Here is a 19,092-nt window from a genome sequence, read left to right as displayed (position 1 = left end):
TTCTGTAGACAATCTGTTCCGAAGGGTCACCATGGTTGCCGAACCATTTCCGTCCGATTCCGCCGATGCCTACGCCGGGGACCCGGTCTTCGAACTGCACCGCGGCGGCAAGATCGAGGTGACGTCCTCGGTCAAGGTCGCCGACGCGGACGATCTCTCCAAGGCCTACACGCCCGGCGTCGCCCGGGTCTGTACCGCGATCGCCGAGGACCCGACGCTGGTCCGCCGCTACACGTGGAAGTCGAACGTGGTCGCGGTGGTGACCGACGGCACCGCAGTACTGGGCCTCGGTGACATCGGGCCCGACGCGTCGCTGCCGGTGATGGAGGGCAAAGCCCTGCTTTTCAAGGAGTTCGGTGGCGTCGACTCGGTACCGATCGCGCTGGACTGCACCGATGTGGACGAGTTCGTCGAGACCGTCGTACGGATGGCGCCGTCGTTCGGTGGCATCAATCTGGAAGACATCTCGGCGCCGCGCTGCTTCGAGATCGAGCGCCGGCTGAAGGAACGGCTGGACATCCCCGTCTTCCACGACGACCAGCACGGTACGGCGGTTGTCGTACTGGCCGCTCTTCGCAATGCGCTGCGGTTGACCGGCAAGTCGATCTCCGACATCCGCGTGGTGATCTCGGGTGCGGGTGCCGCCGGTGTCGCGTGTGCCCGGATCCTGTTGCAGGCCGGCGTCAGCGACCTCGCCGTGGTCGACAGCAAGGGCGTGCTCTCGCAGGATCGCGCGGACCTTAACCCGGTCAAGCTTTCGCTCGCCAAGGACACCGGCGTACCGTCGGGCCGCCTGGTGGACGCACTGGACGGCGCGGACGTGTTCCTCGGCGTCTCCGGTGGCACCGTCCCCGAGGAAGCGATCGCCCGGATGGCACCCGGCGCGATGATCTTCGCCCTCGCGAACCCGAACCCGGAGGTGCACCCGGGCATCGCCCACCGGTACGCCGCGGTGGTCGCGACCGGCCGCTCCGACTTCCCGAACCAGATCAACAACGTGCTCGCGTTCCCCGGCATCTTCCGCGGCGCCTTCGACGTCAACGCCTCCCGCATCACCGAAGGCATGAAGTTGGCCGCCGCCGAAGCCCTCGCCAACCTGATCTCCCCCGAGGACCTCACTGCGGACTACATCATCCCGTCCCCCTTCGACCCCCGAGTCGCCCCTGCCGTAGCCAAAGCAGTAGCCGCAGCGGCCCACACCGACGGCGTCTCCCGCCCCTGAGTCGCGCCTGCCGTCGCGGCCGCCGCCCACACCGACGGCGTCTCCCGCCGCCTTCCCCCGCCCCGCACCTCCGGGCGGGAGGAAGGCGGGCGGCACCACCGCCTTCCTCCGCGCGGCTTCCCCATCCCCACAGCAGCGCGTCCAGCGCACAACGCCTTCCTTCCACCGCCCCGCGCGCCGCGCGGGGCGGTGATGTTTGTTACTGACTGGTTCGGGGTGGGCATCTAGGGTGAGTTCATGCTTGCTGCTTATGCCGCCAGGTTCGACGCCGACGACCCGGTCTCCGCGCTGGAGGTGGGGGAGCGGCCTGCGCCGAACGCGCCTGAGGGGTGGGTGACCGTCGACGTGAAGGCGTCGGCGCTGAACCACCACGATCTGTGGTCGTTGAAGGGCGTCGGGCTCGCCGAGAAGAACCTGCCGATGATCCTCGGTTGCGACGCCGCCGGGACCGACCCGGACGGTAACGAGGTCGTCGTGCACGCCGTCATCTCGGACCCGTCCTGGCAGGGCGACGAGACGCTCGACCCGAAGCGGTCGCTGCTGAGCGAGCGGTACCAGGGGACGTTGGCCGAGCAAGTCGTCGTACCGGCGCGCAACGTCGTACCGAAGCCGGCCGGGTTGAGTTTCGAGCAGGCGGCCTGTCTGCCGACCGCGTGGCTCACGGCGTACCGGATGCTCTTCACCCAGTCGAGCCTGAAGCCGGGCGACACCGTGCTCGTGCAGGGCGCCGGCGGTGGGGTCGCCAGCTCGCTGATCACGTTGGCGCGCGCGGCCGGGATCCGGGTCTGGGCAACCAGCCGGGACGAGGGCAAGCGGGCGAAGGCGCTGGAGATCGGGGCGCACGACGTGTTCGAGTCCGGCGCGCGGTTGCCGGAGCGGGTCGACGCGGTGATGGAGACCGTCGGCGAGGCCACCTGGTCGCATTCGCTGAAGTCGCTGAAGCAGGGCGGCACGGTGGTGATCTCCGGTGCGACCAGCGGGCAGGCGCCGAAGTCGGCCGAGCTGAACCGGATCTTCTTCCTGCAGTTGCGCGTGCAGGGCTCGACGATGGGCACCCGGACCGAACTGGCCGAGCTCGTCCAGTTCATGGCGAACGCGGGGATCGAGCCGCACATCGACAGCACCTTCGCGCTGGCCGACGCCCGCAAGGGCTTCGCGAAGATGAACGAGGGCGACGTCTTCGGCAAGATCGTCTTCACGGTCTGATCGGCGCGGTCTGATGGAGCCCGTGATCCGCCGGGCCACCGTGGCCGATGCGGAGGCCGGCGCGTGGTGCCATCTGCTGTGCTGGCGTGAGGCGTACGCCGACCTGGTGGAGCCGGCGCTGCTGCTGGAGCGCACGAGCGACCACGTACGGCGTACGGAGCGTTGGACCAGCCACCTCGACGCGGGTCTGGTCCGCTGGATCGCGCTGAATCCCGACCCGGATGCCGCACTGGAGGATCGCGTGATCGGGTTCTCCTCGCCCGGTCCGGCCCGGGACGAGGATGCGCCGACGCCACTGGAGCTGCACGCGATCTACGTCCGGCAGAAGTGGTGGGGCAGCGGGCTGGGTGGTCGGCTGCTGGACGTTGCCATTGGCAAGGAAGCTGCCAGCCTGTGGGTGTTCGAGGGCAACCAGCGAGCGGTGCGGTTCTATGCCCGGCACGGATTCGTCGCGGACGGGGCGCGTTCGGACGACCCGTTCTTCGGGCTCACCGAGATCCGGATGGTCCGCCCAGCCCGGTGACGTGTGACGCCGTCGGCTTATGACGTTTCATTGCTGAAACATTGCCGTCGCAGTGAGGCAACGAGGCTGGCGCACGCTTGGTGCACCGCGAGAAACCCTCGCGGACTCGATCCGCCCGATCGATGACGCGAAGCAGGAGTGCCCATGAGGCCGACCTTGACAGTGATCGCCGACCCCGCCGACCGCTGGATGATGAAGGCTGCGTGCGTCGGCCAGGCGCCGGCGTACGACGAGAGCGCCAGCCAGTGGGAGCAGCGCAAGGCCCAGGCCGTCTGCCTCACCTCGTGCCCGGTACTCGACGAGTGCCGCGAGTGGGCACGGCGGACCAAGTTCACCGGCACCGCCGCGGGCGAGAAGTTCCTGTACGGGCGTCGCCGCGGCCGCCCCGGCCCCGCCGAGCGTCGCCGTACGCCGGTCGTCGCCGAGGAGCAGCAGGCGAGCTAGACGCCGACCAGCTCGTCGGTGCGTTCCTCGACGGGCTTGCCGGTACGCCGGAAGGGAGCCGTGATGGTCGGGACCAGCTCGTGCCGGTTCCGGACCATCACCACGATCGTCAGCGCCAGGTAGACGCCGCTGATGACGTAGCGACCGGTCTGACCCGGTACGGCGAACTGCACGGCGAACAGGCCCAGCAGCGTCCACGCAGCCCACCGGGGGAAGCGCAGTGTCAGCAGGATCGCGATGCCGAGCAGGGTTTGCGTAGCTGTCAGGAGGAACTCTTCCACCTGGCGTCCGTCCAGCGTGAGCGCAGTGCCGCCGCCACCGATCCCGTAAGCGATCGGGAGGCTGCCGATGAGCAGCGTCCACTGGTTCACCTTGGCTGAGATGAGGAGGCCGAGTGCGGCGCCGCCCTTGCCACGCCAGGCGAACAGCAGCGCGACGATGAACTCAGGAGCTTCCGAAGCCAGCGGAGCCAGCCACTGCACCAACAGGAACTGGTCGATTCCCAGCGCCTGACCACCTTCGACCAGGGAGTTGGCGAAGGGCTCTGCCGACACCAGGATCACCGCCGCGGCCAGCAGGAACATCGCAATCACGGTGACCCGGCGCTGCGTGGTCGGCAGGCTTCCGATGCGCTTCGCCGGGCCTACGAGGTCCGGCTCCTCGTCGTGGCCGGAAGAGGCGGCGCGGTACAGGTAGTAGGCGAAGAAGGCGAGTAGTGCGATGCCCAGGACCAGGTGGATCTCGCCGGTGACCGGGATGATGAACGCGACCACGCCGGCGAGAGCGAGGAAGCCCAGCTCGCGGCGGTAGCCCGAGTCGAGCACGAGCGCCTGCACAGAACGCCCGCTTCGGCGACTGGCGACGTACAGACTGACCAGCACGACGCTGGACCAGCCGAGGCCCAGCAGGAGCCGGTTGGACCCGGTCATGTTGGCTGCGGCGTACTGCACGAACTCCGGCTTACTGCCGGCGGTATGGGCGAAGTACAGATCGACCGCGTATTCAGGGAGCACGGCGATCACGGCGAGCAGGGCGATGGCCAGGCCGCCCGAGATGTCCACCTCGGCAGCCTCCGCCGCCCAGGCCAGCACGAACGACGCCGCGACGACGCCGAGGCCGAACACCACGATCGCCAGCGGGGCCCACGGATGCGCGCCGGTGACCCGGAGCGCGACCGCCGGAACCGCTGCGATCAGGAGGAAGAGCACGGGGCGGATGGCGCGGAACATGCTTCTAGCCTGCCACCGTTTTAACACTTTCGCAATTGCGAAAGTGTGAGACCGTCCACACCACCGGCCTGCCGTACTGCGAACGGCCCGCGCGGGGGCGACAATGACTCCGCCATGACCAGCACCCCGCCCGAGCCGGCTCCCTCCGAACCCACCAGGGCCCAGCTCGAATCCGCCGCCGGGACCTTCGCAATGCTGTCCGCCCCGGTCCGGCTGCACCTGGTCTCGCTGGCGGCCCAGGGCGAGTACGACGTGGGCACGCTGGCCGAACGAGCCGGCGTGAGCATCGCCACCGCCAGCCAGCACCTCGGCAAACTCCGTCTCGCCGGCATCATCACCGCCCGCCGAGACGGCCGCCGCCACATCTACACGGTCGACGACCCCCACGTCCTCAACCTCGTCGACCAGATCTTCGAACACATCGCCCCCGACGGCACCCTCGCCCCCGACCCACCCCTCCGGCGACGCCCACCTCACACGGACTGAGATCTGACCGCGGGTTGCCCTGGCAAAACCATTGGTGAACTGTCTTGGTCCATTGATGTACTGCTTTGCGACCGTGAGTGTGCCCCGTGTCGGAGGTGGTAGTTGTGACGGGCTATAACGCGCTTGCCGAGGTGTATGAGTGGCTCATCTCGGATGCAAAGCTGGCCCCGGCCGAGTTCGCCGCGTCGTTCGACGACGTCCTCAGTCTTCTGCCGCCGAACGCTCACGTACTCGATTGTTCGTGCGGAACCGGACAGTTGGCGGTCGGCCTCGCCGGTCTTGGGCTGCAGGTGGTCGCAACTGACGCCAGCGAGGTGATGGTTCGGCGGACTGCGGAGCTGGCTGAGGAATTCGGGGCACCTGTCCGGACACTGCGGGCGAACTGGGAAGAGCTGCCAGGCCATTTCGATGACGGCACGTTCGACATGGTGTTCTGCGTTGGCAACTCGCTGCACCATGCCGCGGGCGCGACAGGCAGGGTTGCTGCTCTGGAGTCGATGTCACGGCTTCTGCGCCCTGGCGGGCGCTTGGTACTCACCTCCCGCACCTGGGAACTCGTGAGAGCCAGAGGTTCCCGGCTGGACATCAGTGACCGTCTGGTCCGCCGGAACGGTCGCAATGGTGTCGTGGTCTACCGCTGGGAGATCGCATCACGGTGGGAGGAGGAGCACCACATCGAGATCGCGGTCGCGCAAGTTGATGAGGCAGGGCCGGTTGTTGTCCGCTCGGAACTGCTCTCGTGCTGGCCCTACCGACACGACGAACTCGCAGCCGAGTTGCACCAGGTCGGACTCCGGACGGAAAGAAGCACGTACAACCCGGAGGCCGAGAACTACCTGGTGGTCGCGAGCAAGGTCTAGCCACCCGCCTACAGGATGTGGCGAAGGTAGCGTTCGGGGGCTTGGAGGTAGGCCTGCCAGTTCTGGACTATTTCCAGGTCGCGCCAGGCGGTTTCGCGGATGCCCCAGTCGCCGATCTCCAGGATGGTGGCTCCTGGGAGCGAGCAGACGATGGGCGAGTGGGTGGCGCAGATGACCTGGGCGCCGCCGGTGGCGAGTTCGTTCAGTACGCCGACCAGGGCGAGGCTGGACGAGAAGGACAGGGCCGACTCGGGTTCGTCCAGGCAATAGAGGCCGGGGCTGTCGAAGCGGCTACGGAGTACTTCGAGGAAGCCTTCGCCGTGACTCAGTTCGTGGAAGCGTGGATCTTCCCGGTATGGGCTCGGGTTCTGCTCGAGGTACGTGTAGTAGCCGTGCATGGTCTCGGCTCGGAGGAAGAACCCCCAACGCGGAGCGCCGGCGCCGCGGGTGAGCACCAGGTCGCGCGGCAACGGCGACTCGGACGCACGAGTGGTCAGCCGAGCGCCGGTCGAGCCGCCTTCGGGTGACATGCCGAAGGCGATCGCGATCGCCTCGACCAGCGTGGATTTACCGGCACCGTTCTCCCCGACGAGAAACGTGACACCCGGCTTCAGTTCGAGACCGTCGGTGAGGATCTGCCGGACCGCGGGGATGCTGTGCGGCCAAGTCCTGGAAACGGTGACGCCCTCCGCTGCGGCGACCCGGCGTACGGGGTGAGCAGCGAAGGGCATCCGGCAAGGCTAGAACACGATCAGTCGTCTTCGTCGTCCAAGCGGGCCAGCCAGGTGGCGAAGCGTTCTATCGGGGTTTCGAATTCGGGGTTCAGGTCGACGAACTCGCGCAGGCGTTCGGCCAGCCAGGCCAGCGTGACGTCTTCCTCGCCACGCCGGCCTTCGAGTTCCTCGATCCCTCGGTCGGTGAAATACACGTCAGGCGAACGCCTGCTTCATCAGCGTCGCCGCCTCGGCGACGTGCACGCTGTGCGAACCGACGGACGTGGCGGACATGGCCGGCCGGGAGACCCGGTAGAACGGCTTGCCGCCGAGGTGCTCGGTCAGGTTCAGCGCCATGAACGGCCACGGGCCCTGGTTGGCGGGCTCGTCCTGGACCCAGCGGATCTCCTGCAGGTTCGGGTACTTCGCCAGCTCGGCCTTGATCTCCTCGGCCGGCAGCGGGTAGAGCTGCTCGACCCGGACGATCGCGGTGACGATCTTGTCCGCCTCGGCCTTCTTCCGCTCGGCCTGCAGGTCGTAGAAGATCCGGCCGGACGTCAGGATCACGCGCTCGACGGCGGCCGCGTTCTGCTCGGCCTCCTGGTCGCCGAGGATCGGCTTGAAGGCGCCACTGGTGAGTTCCTCCGGCTGCGACACCGCTGCCTTCAACCGGAGCAGCTGCTTCGGCGTGAACACGATCAGCGGGTTGTGCTCCTCCTGCAGGGTGTGACGTCGCAGCAGGTGGAAGTACGACGCCGGCGTGGACGGCTGAGCGACCGTCATCGCGTTCTCCGCGCACAGTGCCATGAACCGCTCGATCCGCGCGGACGAGTGGTCCGGGCCCTGGCCCTCGTAGCCGTGCGGCAGCAGCAGTACGACGCCCGACTTCTGGCCCCACTTCGCTTCACCGGCCGAGATGTACTCGTCGATGATCGACTGGGCGCCGTTGACGAAGTCACCGAACTGCGCCTCCCACAACACCAGCGCGTCCGGCCGCGCCACGGAGTACCCGTACTCGAAGCCGAGTGCGGCGTACTCGCTGAGCAGCGAGTCGTAGACGTAGAAGTTCGCCTGGTTCTCGTCGAGGTTCTGCAGCGGGACGTAGTCCTGCCCGTTGACCCGGTCGATGATCGCGGCGAACCGCTGCACGAAGGTGCCCCGGCGGCTGTCCTGGCCCGCGAGCCGGACCGGACGCCCGGCGAGCAGCAGCGAGCCGAACGCGGTGATCTCCGCGCTGGCCCAGTCCACCGGCCCCTGGGTGATCGCGGCGGCGCGACGCTGCAGTTGCGGCAGCACCTTCGGGTGGGCGGTGAAGCCCTCCGGCAGGGTGGTGTACGCGTCGGCGATCTTCTTCAGTACTTCGGGCGTGGTGGCCGTCGCGTCCGGGCCCTCCGGCTTGTCCGGGTACACCGGCACGGTCACGTACGGCGCCGGCGTGTCCGGCTGGCTCTTCGCCTCGCGCACCTCGGTGAACACCCGCTCCAGCCGCTGCTGGAAGTCGCGCATCGCCTGCTCGGCCTCTTCGACCGTGATGTCGCCGCGGCCGATCAGGGCCTCGGTGTAGAGCTTGCGGACGGACCGCTTCTGCTCGATCAGGTCGTACATCAGCGGCTGCGTGAACGACGGGTCGTCGCCCTCGTTGTGACCGCGGCGGCGGTAGCAGACCAGGTCGATCACGACGTCCTTGTTGAACGCCTGGCGGTACTCGAAGGCCAGATCCGCGACCCGGATGCAGGCCTCGGGGTCGTCGCCGTTCACGTGGAAGATCGGCGCCTGCACCATCCGCGCGACGTCGGTGCAGTACATCGACGAGCGGGACGAGGCCGGCGAGGTGGTGAAACCGACCTGGTTGTTGACGATCACGTGGATCGTGCCGCCGGTGCGGTACCCGCGCAGCTGGGACAGGTTCAGCGTCTCGGCGACCACGCCCTGGCCGGCGAAGGCCGCGTCACCGTGCACGAGCAGCGGCAGCACCGGGAACGCGGCACCCTGATCGAGGATGTCCTGCTTGGCCCGGACGATGCCCTCGAGCACCGGGTCGACGGTCTCCAGGTGGGACGGGTTCGCCGCCACCGACACCTTGATCTTGTCGCCGAACTCGGAGACGAACTCGCCCTCGGCGCCCAGGTGGTACTTCACGTCACCGGAGCCCTGGACCGTCCGCGGGTCGATGTTGCCGTCGAACTCGCGGAAGATCTGGCTGTACGACTTGCCGACGATGTTCGCCAGCACGTTCAGGCGGCCGCGGTGGGCCATGCCGATCGTGACCTCGTCCAGTCCGGCGCCGGCGGCCTCCTCGCAGAGCTCGTCGAGCAGTGGGATGGTCGTCTCGCCGCCCTCGAGCGAGAACCGCTTCTGGCCGACGTACTTGGTCTGCAGGAAGGTCTCGAACGCCTCGGCCTCGTTCAGCTTGGCCAGGATCCGCAACTGCTCCTCGCGCGGCGGCTTGGTGTGCGGCCGCTCGATCCGCTCCTGCAGCCACTTGCGCTGCTCGGGGTCCTGGATGTGCATGTACTCGATGCCGACGGTCCGGCAGTACGAGTCGCGCAGGATGCCGAGGATGTCGCGCAGCTTCATGAACTTGCGGTCGCTCTGCGCCCCGAAGGAGCCGGTGGCGAACTCGCGGTCCAGGTCCCACAGCGTCAGGCCGTGGGTGGCGACGTCGAGGTCCGGGTGGCTGCGCTGCTTGTACTCCAGCGGGTCGGTGTCGGCCATGATGTGGCCGCGGACCCGGTAGGCGTGGATCAGCTCGAGGATCCGGGCCTGCTTGCTGATGTCCTCCTCGTGGCTGTGCGGGAGGTCGGCGGCCCAGCGGATCGGCTCGTACGGGATCCGCAGGCTCTGGAAGATCTCGTCGTAGAAACCCTCCTCGCCGAGCAGCAGCTTGTGCAGCCGGCGCAGGAACTCACCGGACTGCGCGCCCTGGATGATGCGGTGGTCGTACGTCGAGGTCAGCGTCATCACCTTGCTGACCGCGAGCTTGGCCATCGTCTCCTCGGCCGCGCCCTGGTACGCCGACGGGTAGTCCATCGCGCCGACACCGATGATGCAGCCCTGGCCGGCCATCAGCCGCGGTACCGAGTGCTGGGTGCCGATCGTGCCGGGGTTGGTCAGGCTGATCGTGGTGCCCTGGAAGTCGGGCAGCGCGAGCTTGTTGTCCCGGGCGCGCCGGACGATGTCCTCGTAGGCCATCCAGAACTCGGCGAACGTCATCGACTCGGCGGCCTTGATCGACGGCACCAGCAGCTGCCGGGTGCCGTCGGGCTTCTGCATGTCGATCGCGAGGCCGAGGTTGATGTGCTGCGGCTGGACCAGGGTCGGCTTGCCGTCGGTCTCGTCGTACGACGCGTTCATCTCCGGCAGCGTCTTGAGCGCCTTGACCAGGGCCCAGCCGACCAGGTGGGTGAACGAGATCTTGCCACCGCGGGCGCGCCGCAGGTGATTGTTGATGACGATCCGGTTGTCGATCAGCAGCTTGACCGGGACTTCCCGCACGCTGGTCGCGGTCGGGACATGGAGGCTGGCCTCCATGTTCTGTGCAGTCCGCGCGGGCGCCCCCCGCAGGATCTTCCGCTCCGAGTCCGTGCTGGTCTCGGGGGCGGGCTTGGGCTGGGCGCTGGGCGGCTGGTTCACCGTGCCTCCGGTCGGAGCGCCGCTCGCGGCAGGCGCGGCTTTGGCTGACGATGCTGCTGGCTGTACTGCGGACGCCGGCTTCGCGGCCGGTGCCGGTGGCTGGGCGGCCGCGGCGGCCGGCGCGGTCGGAGCCGGAGCAGCGGCGGCTGCCTTGGCGGCCGGCTGGCTGGAGGAAGGCGCGGCAGCGGCGGTTCCCCGGCTGGGCGCCTCCGGCGTCTTGTTGTCTGACACGGCGTCGGGACGGGGAGCGTCGGCCGGGCCGGTCTTCACCGGCTTCGCGTCACCCGTGCTGTCCCCCTTGAAGCTGTCGCTCTCGAAGTACGCCGACCAGGCCTGGTCCACCGACTTCGGATCCTGGAGGTACTTCTCGTACATCTCGTCGACCAGCCATTCGTTCGCTCCGAAGGCTGCAAGGGGGTTCGTTTCTGATGGCTCGGTGGCCACTTGGCAGTTCGCCTCTTCCGATCGGGTCAGATACCGCTGTTATGACTACGGGTGTTATGGGGTGGTTCCCGAGCCAAGGCTAATAGCTGCCGCAACCGATGCGCAGCCCGGGATCACCGGACCAGTCGATCAAGTGGTTGGCGCGCCAGGAGTTGATCGATCGAGAGCTGGAACACCTTCTGTCGTGGTGTTTCAGGGCGGGGGTGATCGGATCGGTCGCTGGTGCTCCGATCGGGCCCGGTGTGGACTGCCGGAGCCGTTGCAGCACTGGACTTCCGGCGCTCTCGGCAACGACTTCGAAGGGCTCGGTTGAGCGTGCTCGGCCACTGTATGCACACGCCCTTTCGCGGAGTGTCAGTTCCGGAGGTGCGTCCGGGTGTGGTCAACGTCACTCACTGGATCAGTCCAGTTCTCACCGATTGGCCAGGCGCCGGACCAGTTTCAGGCCGGACCAGGTGGCATCGATCGCACACACCTTCACGTCCACCACGCCCAGCGGCAGCGCCAGCTCGCGGACCCCGTTCTCGTCCAGATCCGTCGGTACGCCGGACGCCCGCTTCGGCCAGGCGACCCAGATCATCCCGGCGGTCGTCGTCCTCGGCAACAGCACCGGCAACCGCTTGGCCAGCGTGGCGCGATCCGGGCAGAACGCGAGGATCACGTCGTACTGCGCCGGCGCCCGCCCGAGCCGCTCGAGCGGCACGACCTCGCTCGGCAGCCCTTCGATCACGAACCCGGTCGGCGCGTTGTCCATCGCAACGGCGTACCCGGGTTTGATCCCGAGCTTCGCGGCGAGCGGCTTCCCGGAGTACCCGATGGTGGTCATGGCTCAAGGTTGGCACCCGCGAGGCGGCCGGCGGCATCCCAGCCCGACAACGTTCCCGTGCGCCAAGCCGTGCGGCGGCATGCCGGCCCGACCTCGCCTTGCTTCCCATGCGCCCCGCGCGGCGGCATGCCAACCCGACCTCGCCTTCCTTCCCGTGCGCCAAGCCGCGCGGCGGCATGCCAACCCGACCTCGCCTTCCTTTCTTCTTTTGCTTTTGGCGAGCTGCCCGGCGGCATACTGTGCGGATGGCGTTGACGGACGAGGCGATCGTCAAGATCAAGGAGATGATCACCTCGGGCGAGCTGGGGCCGGGGGACCGGCTGCCGAAAGAGGCGGACCTGGCGGCCCGGCTCGGGTTGTCGCGCAACTCGCTGCGGGAAGCGGTGAAGGCGCTCACGCTGGTGAACGTGCTCGACGTACGGCACGGCGACGGCACCTTTGTCACCAGTCTCGACTCCGCCCACCTGCTCGACGCGCTCGGTTTCATGGTCGACCTGCACCGCGACGACTCGGTCCTGCAGTTCTTCGAAGTACGCCGCCTGCTGGAACCCGGCGTCGCCGCGCTCGCCGCCACCCGGATCGGCAAGGAACAACTCGCCGATCTCCGGACCCTGACGGACGGCCTCACGCCGTCGTCCGGCGTCGACGAACTCGTCACCAACGACCTCAGGTTCCACCGGTTGATCGCCGAGGCGACCGGCAACGCGGTCGTCTGCTCGCTGCTCGACGGCATCTCCGGCGCCACCCAGCGAGCCCGGATCTGGCGCGGCGTCACCCAGGCCGGCGCCGTCGAACGCACCCTCGCCGAGCACACCGCGATCCTCGACGCGATCGAACTCGGCGACGCCGACGCCGCCCGTGCCTGGATGACCGCCCACATCGCGGGCATCGAGACCTGGCTCCGCAAGGCGCCCTGAATATCCGGTTGAACGCCCGCCGCCATTGCCTCTAACCTTGACGTCGTCACATTGCCTACGACAGGGGTGCGGGTTGACGAACTGAGATCTCTCTTCAGCAGCGGTTGATCGCCACCGATCGGTGCGCGGTCTCGTTCGAGATCTCGGAGTACAACCTGATGTCTTCTTATTCCCTGACGTGTACTGACCTCTTCTTCGCCTGGCCGGACGGCGACGTGCTGTTCGACGGCCTGAGCTTCGTCGCCGGACCCGTCCGGTCGGGGCTCGTCGGTCGCAACGGCGCCGGCAAGTCCACGCTGCTCCGGCTGATCGCCGGGCGGCTGAATCCGCAGCGCGGCTCCATCCGGGTCAGCGGCGAACTCGGCTACCTGCCGCAGGACCTCACCCTGGACGTCCGGCTGACCGTCGACCAGGCGCTCGGCATCGCCGGGATCCGGCAGGCGATCACCGCGATCGAGGCCGGCGACGCGTCCGAGCAGAACTTCGCGATCGTCGGCGACGGCTGGGATGTGGAGGAGCGTGCGCTGGCGCTGCTCGGCAAGCTCGGGCTCGGCTCGATCGGCCTCGACCGCAACGTCGGCGAACTGTCCGGCGGCGAGACGATCCTGCTCGGCCTGGCCGGCGAACTGCTCAAGCGGCCAGACGTCCTGCTCCTCGACGAGCCGACGAACAACCTCGACCTGCGCGCCCGCCGACACCTGTACGACGCGGTCGACACCTTCCGGGGTGCGTTGCTCGTGGTGAGCCACGACCGGGAGTTGCTCGACCGTGTGGATCAGATCGGCGACCTGCGGCGGGGTGACCTCACGTGGTACGGCGGCAACCTCACGGCGTACGAGGAAGCCGTCGCGGTCGAGCAGGAGGCGGCCGAGCGGATGGTCCGTAGCGCCGAAGCCGACCTGCGTAAGCAGAAGCGTGAGTTGATCGAGGCCCGGATGAAGATGGACCGCCGCCGGGCGGCCGGGCAGCGGGCGTTCGAGGCCGGTGGGATCCCGAAGATCATCGCGGGTGGGTTGAAGCGATCCGCTCAGGTGTCGGCGGGCAAACACCTCGGCATGCATTCCGACCGGCTCGACGCCGCGCAGGATGCGCTGAACGAGGCAGAGGAGAAGGTTCACGACGACGACAGGATCCGCGTCGACCTGCCGAAGACGTCCGTCCCGGCCGGCCGGATCGTGCTGAAGCTCGAGGACTACGTACTACGGACGGGGCTCGAGGCCTCGCTGGAGATCCGTGGTCCGGAGCGGATCGCGCTGGTCGGCCCGAACGGCGCCGGCAAGAGCACCCTGCTGCACTCGATCGTTGCCGATGGCAAGCCTTTGGTTCCTTATCGCCTGTTGCCCCAGCGGCTTGATCTCCTGCAGGACGACTTGTCGGTGGTGGAGAACCTTGCTCTGCTCGCGCCGACGGTGGAGAACCAGGAACGGCGCTCCCGCCTGGCCCGTTTCCTCTTCCGTGGCAGGGCCGCCGACCAGCCGGTCAGCACCCTGTCCGGCGGCGAACGCTTCCGCGCCACCCTCGCCGCCCTCCTCCTCGCCGAACCCCCGCCCCAGCTGCTGATGCTCGACGAGCCGACCAACAACCTCGACCTGGCCAGCGTCGCCCAACTCACCGAAGCCCTCGCCTCGTACCAAGGAGCCCTCGTGATCGCCAGCCACGACCTCCCCTTCCTCCGCACCATCGGCATCACCCGCTGGCTCCAGCTCGACCACAACGCACTGACCGACATCGACCCCCTCTGACCCCGAGGGGGGTTCACTCCGCTTGTGCGGGTTACCCCACTGCTCTAGCGATGGGGTAACCCGCACAAGCGGAGTGGGCCACACGGGCGAGGTGGGTCAGGCGGGCGTTGGGGCGTCTTCGCGGAGGAGGCCGGCGGATTTGAGGTCGGTCCAGACGGCCGTGGGGATCTCGATGCGGGACAGGGCGGCGTTGGCGTGGACCTCTTCGGCGGTGCGGCAGCCGACGGCGATGCCGGCGACGGCGGGGTGGAAGAGCGGGAACTTCAGCGCGACGGCAGGCAGGGTGACGCCATGGGATTCGCACACGTCGGCCAGTTGGTTCGCCTTGGAGAGCAGCGAAGCCGGCGCCGGGGCGTAGTTGAAGGTGGCGTCGGGCGCGGGTCGCGGCTGGGAGAGCAGACCCGAGTTGAAGATGCCGACGGCAACGACCTGTACGTCGTTCTGCTCGCAGGCCGGCATCACGTCGTCGAGCCCGTCGGGGTCCAGCAAGGTGTAGCGGCCAGCCAGCATGATGACGTCGATGTCGACCTCGCGCACGAACCGCGTGAGCATCGCCGTCTGGTTCATCCCCGAGCCGATCGCCCCGATCACCCCTTGGTCGCGAAGCTCGATCAGCGTCGGGAAGGCGGTCGCCACGGCTTCGGAGTAGTGGTCGTCGGGATCGTGGACGAACACCACGTCGAGGCGGTCCGTGCCCAGGCGGCGCAGTGAGTCCTCGATGCTTTGCAGCACCCCGTCGCGGCTGAAGTCCCAGCGCCGCCGGCGATTCGAAACGACGGCGAACCCCTCGTCGTCAGGAGCCTCGGTCGAGGCCGAGTAGATGATCCGCCCGACCTTCGAAGACAGCACGTACTCCGAGCGCGGCTTCCCCGCCAGGCCCAGGCCGAGTCGCTCCTCGGCCAGCCCGAGACCGTAGTGCGGCGCGGTGTCGAAGTACCGCCAGCCCTCGTCCCAGGCGGCCTGGACCGTCGCGACAGCCTCGTCGTCGGCGACCGGTGTGAACAGACCGGCGAGAGGCGCGCCACCCAGCCCGATCCGCTGATCGGCAGGAAAGAGCTTCATGACCGTGCCGCCGGAAGCCGCAGGTTCTGCATTCCACCGTCGACGGCGAGCGCAGTACCGGTAGTAGAGCCGGACAGCGGCGAAGCGAGATAGGCGATCGCCAGTGCGACCTCCTCGGCCGTGACCAGCCGGCCCATCGGCTGCCGCGCCTCCAAAGCGGCGCGTTCGGCGGCGGGGTCGGAGGCAACGTCGAGCAATCGCCCGACCCAGGGAGTGTCCGCGGTGCCAGGGTTGACGCAATTGACCCGGATCCCCTCGCGAACATGGTCGGCAGCCATCGCCATCGTCAGAGCAAGGACGGCGCCCTTGCTGGCGGAGTACAGAGCCCTGTTCGGCAGGCCGGCGACGGCGGCGATCGAGCAGGTGTTGACGATCGCGGCGGCCTCGGACCGGCGCAGGTAGGGCAGCGTCGCGCGGGTGACCCGGGCGACCCCCACCACGTTCACGTCGAGGACCCGATGCCACTCCTCGTCCTCGTTACCGGCGACCGTGCCCTGCGCGCCGATGCCTGCGTTGTTCACCAGGATGTCGATCCCGCCGAGTTTCAACGCGGCCGCAGACACCGCATCCCGCACCGAACTGTCGTCGCTGACGTCGGCGGCGATCCCGGCCAGCGGCGGTGACACGTCCGGCTTGAGGTCGAACACCACCACCTCGGCACCGCGGGCGGCGAGCAGTGTCGCCGTGGCCAGTCCGATGCCCGAGGCTCCTCCGGTGACCACTGCCTTCAGGCCGGCGAAATCCGTCACTTGGCGTTCTCCTTCTCGAGGTCGGTCCAGATCTTGCCATTCGGGTAGCGGAAGTCACAGAGCGTCTCCGCATCCAGTTCGGCGCTGAACCCCGGCCGGGTGGGTGCGACGTAGTGGCCGTCCTTGATCACGACGGGGTCCAGGAAGTGCTCGTGCAGGTGGTCGACGTACTCGATCACCCGGCTCTCCGTACTGCCGCTGACCGCGACCAGGTCGAACATCGACAGGTGCTGGACGAGTTCGCAGAGCCCGACCCCGCCGGCGTGCGGACAGACCGGTACGCCGAACTTCGCCGCCAGCAGCAGGATCGCGATGTTCTCGTTCACGCCGGCGACGCGGGCCGAATCGATTTGCACGAACGACAGCGATTCGGCCTGCAGCAGTTGCTTGAAGACGACCCGGTTCTGCACGTGCTCGCCGGTGGCGACCCGGACCGGCGCGATGGCCCGGGCGATCGCGGCGTGGCCGAGGATGTCGTCGGGACTGGTCGGCTCCTCGACCCACCACACGTCGTACGGCGTTAGTGCCTTGATCCACTCGATCGCGTCGGCGACGTCCCAGCGCTGGTTGGCGTCGATCGCGATCCGGATGTCCGGGCCGACCGCCTCGCGGGCCAGCCGCATCCGGCGTACGTCGTCATCCAACGAGGCGCCGACCTTGAGCTTGATCTGGGTGAACCCGTCGGCCACCGCCTCGCGGCAGAGCCGGACCAGCTTGGCGTCGTCGTACCCGAGCCAGCCGGGCGACGTCGTGTACGCCGGATAACCCTGCTCGCGCAGCGCCTTCTCGCGCTCGGCGCGCCCGGGCACCGCGGCGTACAGGATCTCCAGCGCCTCCTCGCGGGTGAGGGCGTCGGTCAGGTAGCGGAAGTCGATCAGGTCGACGATCTGCTCGGGGCTGAGGTCGGACAGCAGTTTCCACAGCGGCACCCCGGCCCGCTTGGCGGCGAGATCCCAGACCGCGTTGACGACCGCGCCGATCGCCATGTGCATGACGCCCTTCTCCGGGCCGAGCCAGCGCAGTTGCGAGTCGTGCACGAGCGACTTCCAGAAGCCGCCGAGATCACCCAGGACCGCGTCGACATCGAGCCCGACGACGTGGTCGCGCAGGGCCTCGATCGCCGCGGTCTGGACGTCGTTGCCGCGCCCGATGGTGAACGCGAACCCGTGTCCCTCGAGCCCGTCGCCGGCGTCCGTGCGCAGGATCAGGTACGCCGCGGAGTAGTCCGGGTCGGCGTTCATCGCGTCCGAGCCGTCGAGATCCAGCGAGGTGGGGAAGCGGACGTCGTACGTCTCGAACTCCGTGAAGCGTGGCATGGACACCCGTTCTGCCGTGATCCGACCTGACGGCAGGATCCTATAGGATATGTGCCAGCTTGCCCACCGGGGGACGACTAGAGTCGACCTCGTGCCGGATGAACAGGACCACGTACTACGGCTGGGCAGCCGGTCGTTCGGGCCGGGCGAGTTCGCCGTGATGGCGATCGTGAACCGGACGCCGGACTCGTTCTTCGACCGCGGCGCCACCTTCGCCACCGAGGCGGCGTACGAGGCGATCGACCGGGCCGTCGCGGAGGGTGCCGACCTGGTCGACATCGGCGGCGTCAAGGCCGGGTACGGCGAGCCCGTCTCCGAGGACGAGGAACTCCGCCGGACGGTCGACTTCGTCGCCGGCATCCGGGAGCGCCATCCCGGCCTGGTGATCAGCGTCGACACCTATCGCAGCGGCGTCGCCCGCCGGGTCGGCGCGGCCGGCGCGAACCTGATCAACGACACCTGGGCCGGCTCCGATCCCGCGATGCCGGCCGCCGCGGCCGAGGTCGGCGCCGGCCTGGTCTGCAGTCACGTCGGCGGCCTGACGCCGAGGACCGACCCGCACCGGATGGCGTACGGCGATGTGGTCGCGGACGTGATCGCGACGACCACCCGGCTGGCCGAGCGGGCCGTGGCCGAAGGGGTCCGGCGCGACGGCATCCTGATCGACCCGACGCACGACTTCGGCAAGAACACCTGGCAGTCGCTCGAGCTCACCCGCCGGCTGGAGGAGCTGACCGCGACCGGCTGGCCGGTGCTGGTCGCCGTGTCCAACAAGGACTTCATCGGCGAGACGCTCGACCTCCCGCCCGGCCGGCGCGGCAACGGCACGCTCGCCGCGCTGAGCGTCTCGGCCTGGCTCGGCGCCCGCGTCTTCCGCGTCCACGACGTGCCCGCCGCCCGGCAGGCACTCGACCTGATCGCCGTACTGCGGGGCTCGGCCGAGCCCGCCGGAACCCGAAGGAGCCTGGCCTGATGCATCGCCTGACCACTGCCGAGATCACCGACGACGAGGTCATCCAGGCCTACCAGGTCGAGGACCGGTCGGTGCCGCATCTGCGCAGCAACTTCGTCACCAGCCTGGACGGCGCGGTGGAGATCGACGGCCAGTCCAAGTCGCTGACGAATCCCGAGGACAGCGAGTTGTTCGGCAAGCTCCGGATGCTCAGCGATGTCGTTCTGGTCGGGGCCGGCACGGTCCGGATCGAGGGATACAACGGACTGCGGCTCGGCGGCGACCGGCGGGCCTGGCGCAAAGCCAACGGCCTGGCGGAGAACCCGACGCTGGCGATCGTCTCGTCCCGGCTGGACCTCGACCCGATCAACAAGGTCTTCGCGGACGCGCCGATCCGTCCGCTGGTGATCACGCACGCGGCCGCATCGCCGGAGCGGGTGGAGGCCCTGGGTGAAGTAGCCGACGTACTGGTGTGTGGCGAGGCGGAGGTCGACCTGTCCGCGGTGGTGTCGACCCTGGCCGAGCGTGGCCTTCCGCAGATCCTTTGCGAGGGCGGTCCTCATCTCCTGGGTGCGTTGACCGAGGCGGATCTCGTGGACGAGTTGGACCTGTCGCTGTCGCCTTTGCTGGTCGGTCCTGGTGCTGGGCGGATCACCGCCGGAGCAGTCGACACTGTGGCCCGGCCGTTCGTACTGCGGTCGGTGCTCGGCGCCGACGACGGCTCCCTGTTCCTGCGCTACCTGCGAGCGTCCTGACCGCCTCGACTAC

At 68.5% G+C, this 19,092-nt stretch carries 18 protein-coding genes; 10 read left to right on the top strand and 8 right to left on the bottom strand.

Features of this window, described 5'->3' with window-relative positions:
• Positions 1–31 precede the first annotated feature (31 nt).
• The 4 genes from DIZ26_RS19980 (at position 32) to DIZ26_RS19965 (ending at position 3,395) form a co-directional block, all read left to right on the top strand.
• Positions 32–1,222, top strand: a complete 1,191-nt coding sequence (locus DIZ26_RS19980; protein WP_112243685.1) for an NAD(P)-dependent malic enzyme — start codon at positions 32–34, stop codon at positions 1,220–1,222.
• A 237-nt stretch (positions 1,223–1,459) separates the two neighbouring features.
• Positions 1,460–2,428 (top strand): zinc-binding dehydrogenase, encoded by a 969-nt coding sequence (locus tag DIZ26_RS19975; RefSeq protein WP_112243683.1) that lies wholly within the window; start codon positions 1,460–1,462, stop codon positions 2,426–2,428.
• 13 nt (positions 2,429–2,441) lie between these two features.
• The gene (locus DIZ26_RS19970) at positions 2,442–2,951 is read left to right on the top strand and encodes a GNAT family N-acetyltransferase (protein ID WP_112243681.1); all 510 of its coding nucleotides are present in this window, start codon (positions 2,442–2,444) and stop codon (positions 2,949–2,951) included.
• 144 nt (positions 2,952–3,095) lie between these two features.
• Positions 3,096–3,395 (top strand): WhiB family transcriptional regulator, encoded by a 300-nt coding sequence (locus tag DIZ26_RS19965; RefSeq protein ID WP_112243679.1) that lies wholly within the window; start codon positions 3,096–3,098, stop codon positions 3,393–3,395.
• Here the strand turns inward: DIZ26_RS19965 and DIZ26_RS19960 are convergent.
• Entirely contained in the window at positions 3,392–4,624 is a 1,233-nt protein-coding gene (locus DIZ26_RS19960) for a sodium:proton exchanger (protein WP_112243677.1), read from the bottom strand. The genes DIZ26_RS19965 and DIZ26_RS19960 overlap by 4 nt on opposite strands.
• 114 nt (positions 4,625–4,738) lie before the next feature.
• Between DIZ26_RS19960 and DIZ26_RS19955 the strand changes: the two genes are divergently transcribed.
• Both DIZ26_RS19955 and DIZ26_RS19950 read left to right on the top strand, forming a co-directional pair.
• A complete protein-coding gene (locus DIZ26_RS19955) occupies positions 4,739–5,110 on the top strand; it encodes an ArsR/SmtB family transcription factor (protein ID WP_112243675.1) in 372 nt (123 codons plus the stop codon).
• Between the two features lie 104 nt (positions 5,111–5,214).
• A complete protein-coding gene (locus tag DIZ26_RS19950) occupies positions 5,215–5,970 on the top strand; it encodes a class I SAM-dependent methyltransferase (protein WP_112243673.1) in 756 nt (251 codons plus the stop codon).
• Between the two features lie 8 nt (positions 5,971–5,978).
• On the opposite strand, the gene DIZ26_RS19945 is transcribed toward DIZ26_RS19950, so the two are convergent.
• From DIZ26_RS19945 to DIZ26_RS19930, 4 genes are all read right to left on the bottom strand, one after another.
• On the bottom strand, positions 5,979–6,701 hold the full coding sequence (locus DIZ26_RS19945; RefSeq protein ID WP_112243671.1) for an AAA family ATPase: 723 nt from the start codon (positions 6,699–6,701) through the stop codon (positions 5,979–5,981).
• A 20-nt stretch (positions 6,702–6,721) separates the two neighbouring features.
• Positions 6,722–6,898: a DUF6104 family protein gene (locus tag DIZ26_RS37925; protein WP_166678691.1), complete on the bottom strand. Its 177-nt coding sequence runs from the start codon at positions 6,896–6,898 to the stop codon at positions 6,722–6,724.
• 1 nt (position 6,899) lies between these two features.
• Entirely contained in the window at positions 6,900–10,760 is a 3,861-nt protein-coding gene (locus tag DIZ26_RS19940; RefSeq protein WP_198676180.1) for a multifunctional oxoglutarate decarboxylase/oxoglutarate dehydrogenase thiamine pyrophosphate-binding subunit/dihydrolipoyllysine-residue succinyltransferase subunit, read from the bottom strand.
• A gap of 412 nt (positions 10,761–11,172) precedes the next feature.
• Positions 11,173–11,586, bottom strand: a complete 414-nt coding sequence (locus DIZ26_RS19930; RefSeq protein WP_112243665.1) for a DUF3052 domain-containing protein — start codon at positions 11,584–11,586, stop codon at positions 11,173–11,175.
• 245 nt (positions 11,587–11,831) lie between these two features.
• Here DIZ26_RS19930 and DIZ26_RS19925 point away from each other — a divergent pair, with 245 nt between their 5' ends.
• Together DIZ26_RS19925 and DIZ26_RS19920 are read left to right on the top strand one after the other, a co-directional pair.
• Entirely contained in the window at positions 11,832–12,503 is a 672-nt protein-coding gene (locus DIZ26_RS19925) for a FadR/GntR family transcriptional regulator (protein ID WP_112243664.1), read from the top strand.
• Between the two features lie 158 nt (positions 12,504–12,661).
• A complete protein-coding gene (locus DIZ26_RS19920; protein WP_198676179.1) occupies positions 12,662–14,245 on the top strand; it encodes an ABC-F family ATP-binding cassette domain-containing protein in 1,584 nt (527 codons plus the stop codon).
• Between the two features lie 96 nt (positions 14,246–14,341).
• On the opposite strand, the gene DIZ26_RS19915 is transcribed toward DIZ26_RS19920, so the two are convergent.
• The 3 genes from DIZ26_RS19915 to DIZ26_RS19905 are packed head-to-tail and all read right to left on the bottom strand — an operon-like array spanning position 14,342 to position 17,372.
• Positions 14,342–15,307 carry an aldo/keto reductase gene (locus DIZ26_RS19915; RefSeq protein ID WP_112243662.1) on the bottom strand — a complete coding sequence of 322 codons (966 nt, stop codon included), beginning with the start codon at positions 15,305–15,307 and terminating at the stop codon, positions 14,342–14,344.
• On the bottom strand, positions 15,304–16,056 hold the full coding sequence (locus tag DIZ26_RS19910; RefSeq protein WP_112243660.1) for an SDR family NAD(P)-dependent oxidoreductase: 753 nt from the start codon (positions 16,054–16,056) through the stop codon (positions 15,304–15,306). The genes DIZ26_RS19915 and DIZ26_RS19910 overlap by 4 nt, the downstream gene beginning before the upstream one ends.
• Positions 16,053–17,372: an L-fuconate dehydratase gene (locus DIZ26_RS19905; RefSeq protein ID WP_112244443.1), complete on the bottom strand. Its 1,320-nt coding sequence runs from the start codon at positions 17,370–17,372 to the stop codon at positions 16,053–16,055. The genes DIZ26_RS19910 and DIZ26_RS19905 overlap by 4 nt, the downstream gene beginning before the upstream one ends.
• Positions 17,373–17,532: 160 nt before the next feature.
• Here DIZ26_RS19905 and folP point away from each other — a divergent pair, with 160 nt between their 5' ends.
• Positions 17,533–18,345 carry a dihydropteroate synthase gene (folP, locus tag DIZ26_RS19900; RefSeq protein ID WP_112244441.1) on the top strand — a complete coding sequence of 271 codons (813 nt, stop codon included), beginning with the start codon at positions 17,533–17,535 and terminating at the stop codon, positions 18,343–18,345.
• Positions 18,345–19,079: a pyrimidine reductase family protein gene (locus DIZ26_RS19895; protein ID WP_232828468.1), complete on the top strand. Its 735-nt coding sequence runs from the start codon at positions 18,345–18,347 to the stop codon at positions 19,077–19,079. Before folP ends, DIZ26_RS19895 begins: the two co-directional genes overlap by 1 nt.
• The last annotated feature ends 13 nt before the right edge of the window (positions 19,080–19,092 follow it).

Source organism: Kribbella monticola (assembly GCF_003261635.1).
Taxonomy (GTDB): Bacteria; Actinomycetota; Actinomycetes; order Propionibacteriales; family Kribbellaceae; genus Kribbella; species Kribbella monticola.
The sequence above is the reverse complement of the archived record's forward strand: the minus strand, read 5'-3'. Positions and strand labels throughout refer to the sequence as shown.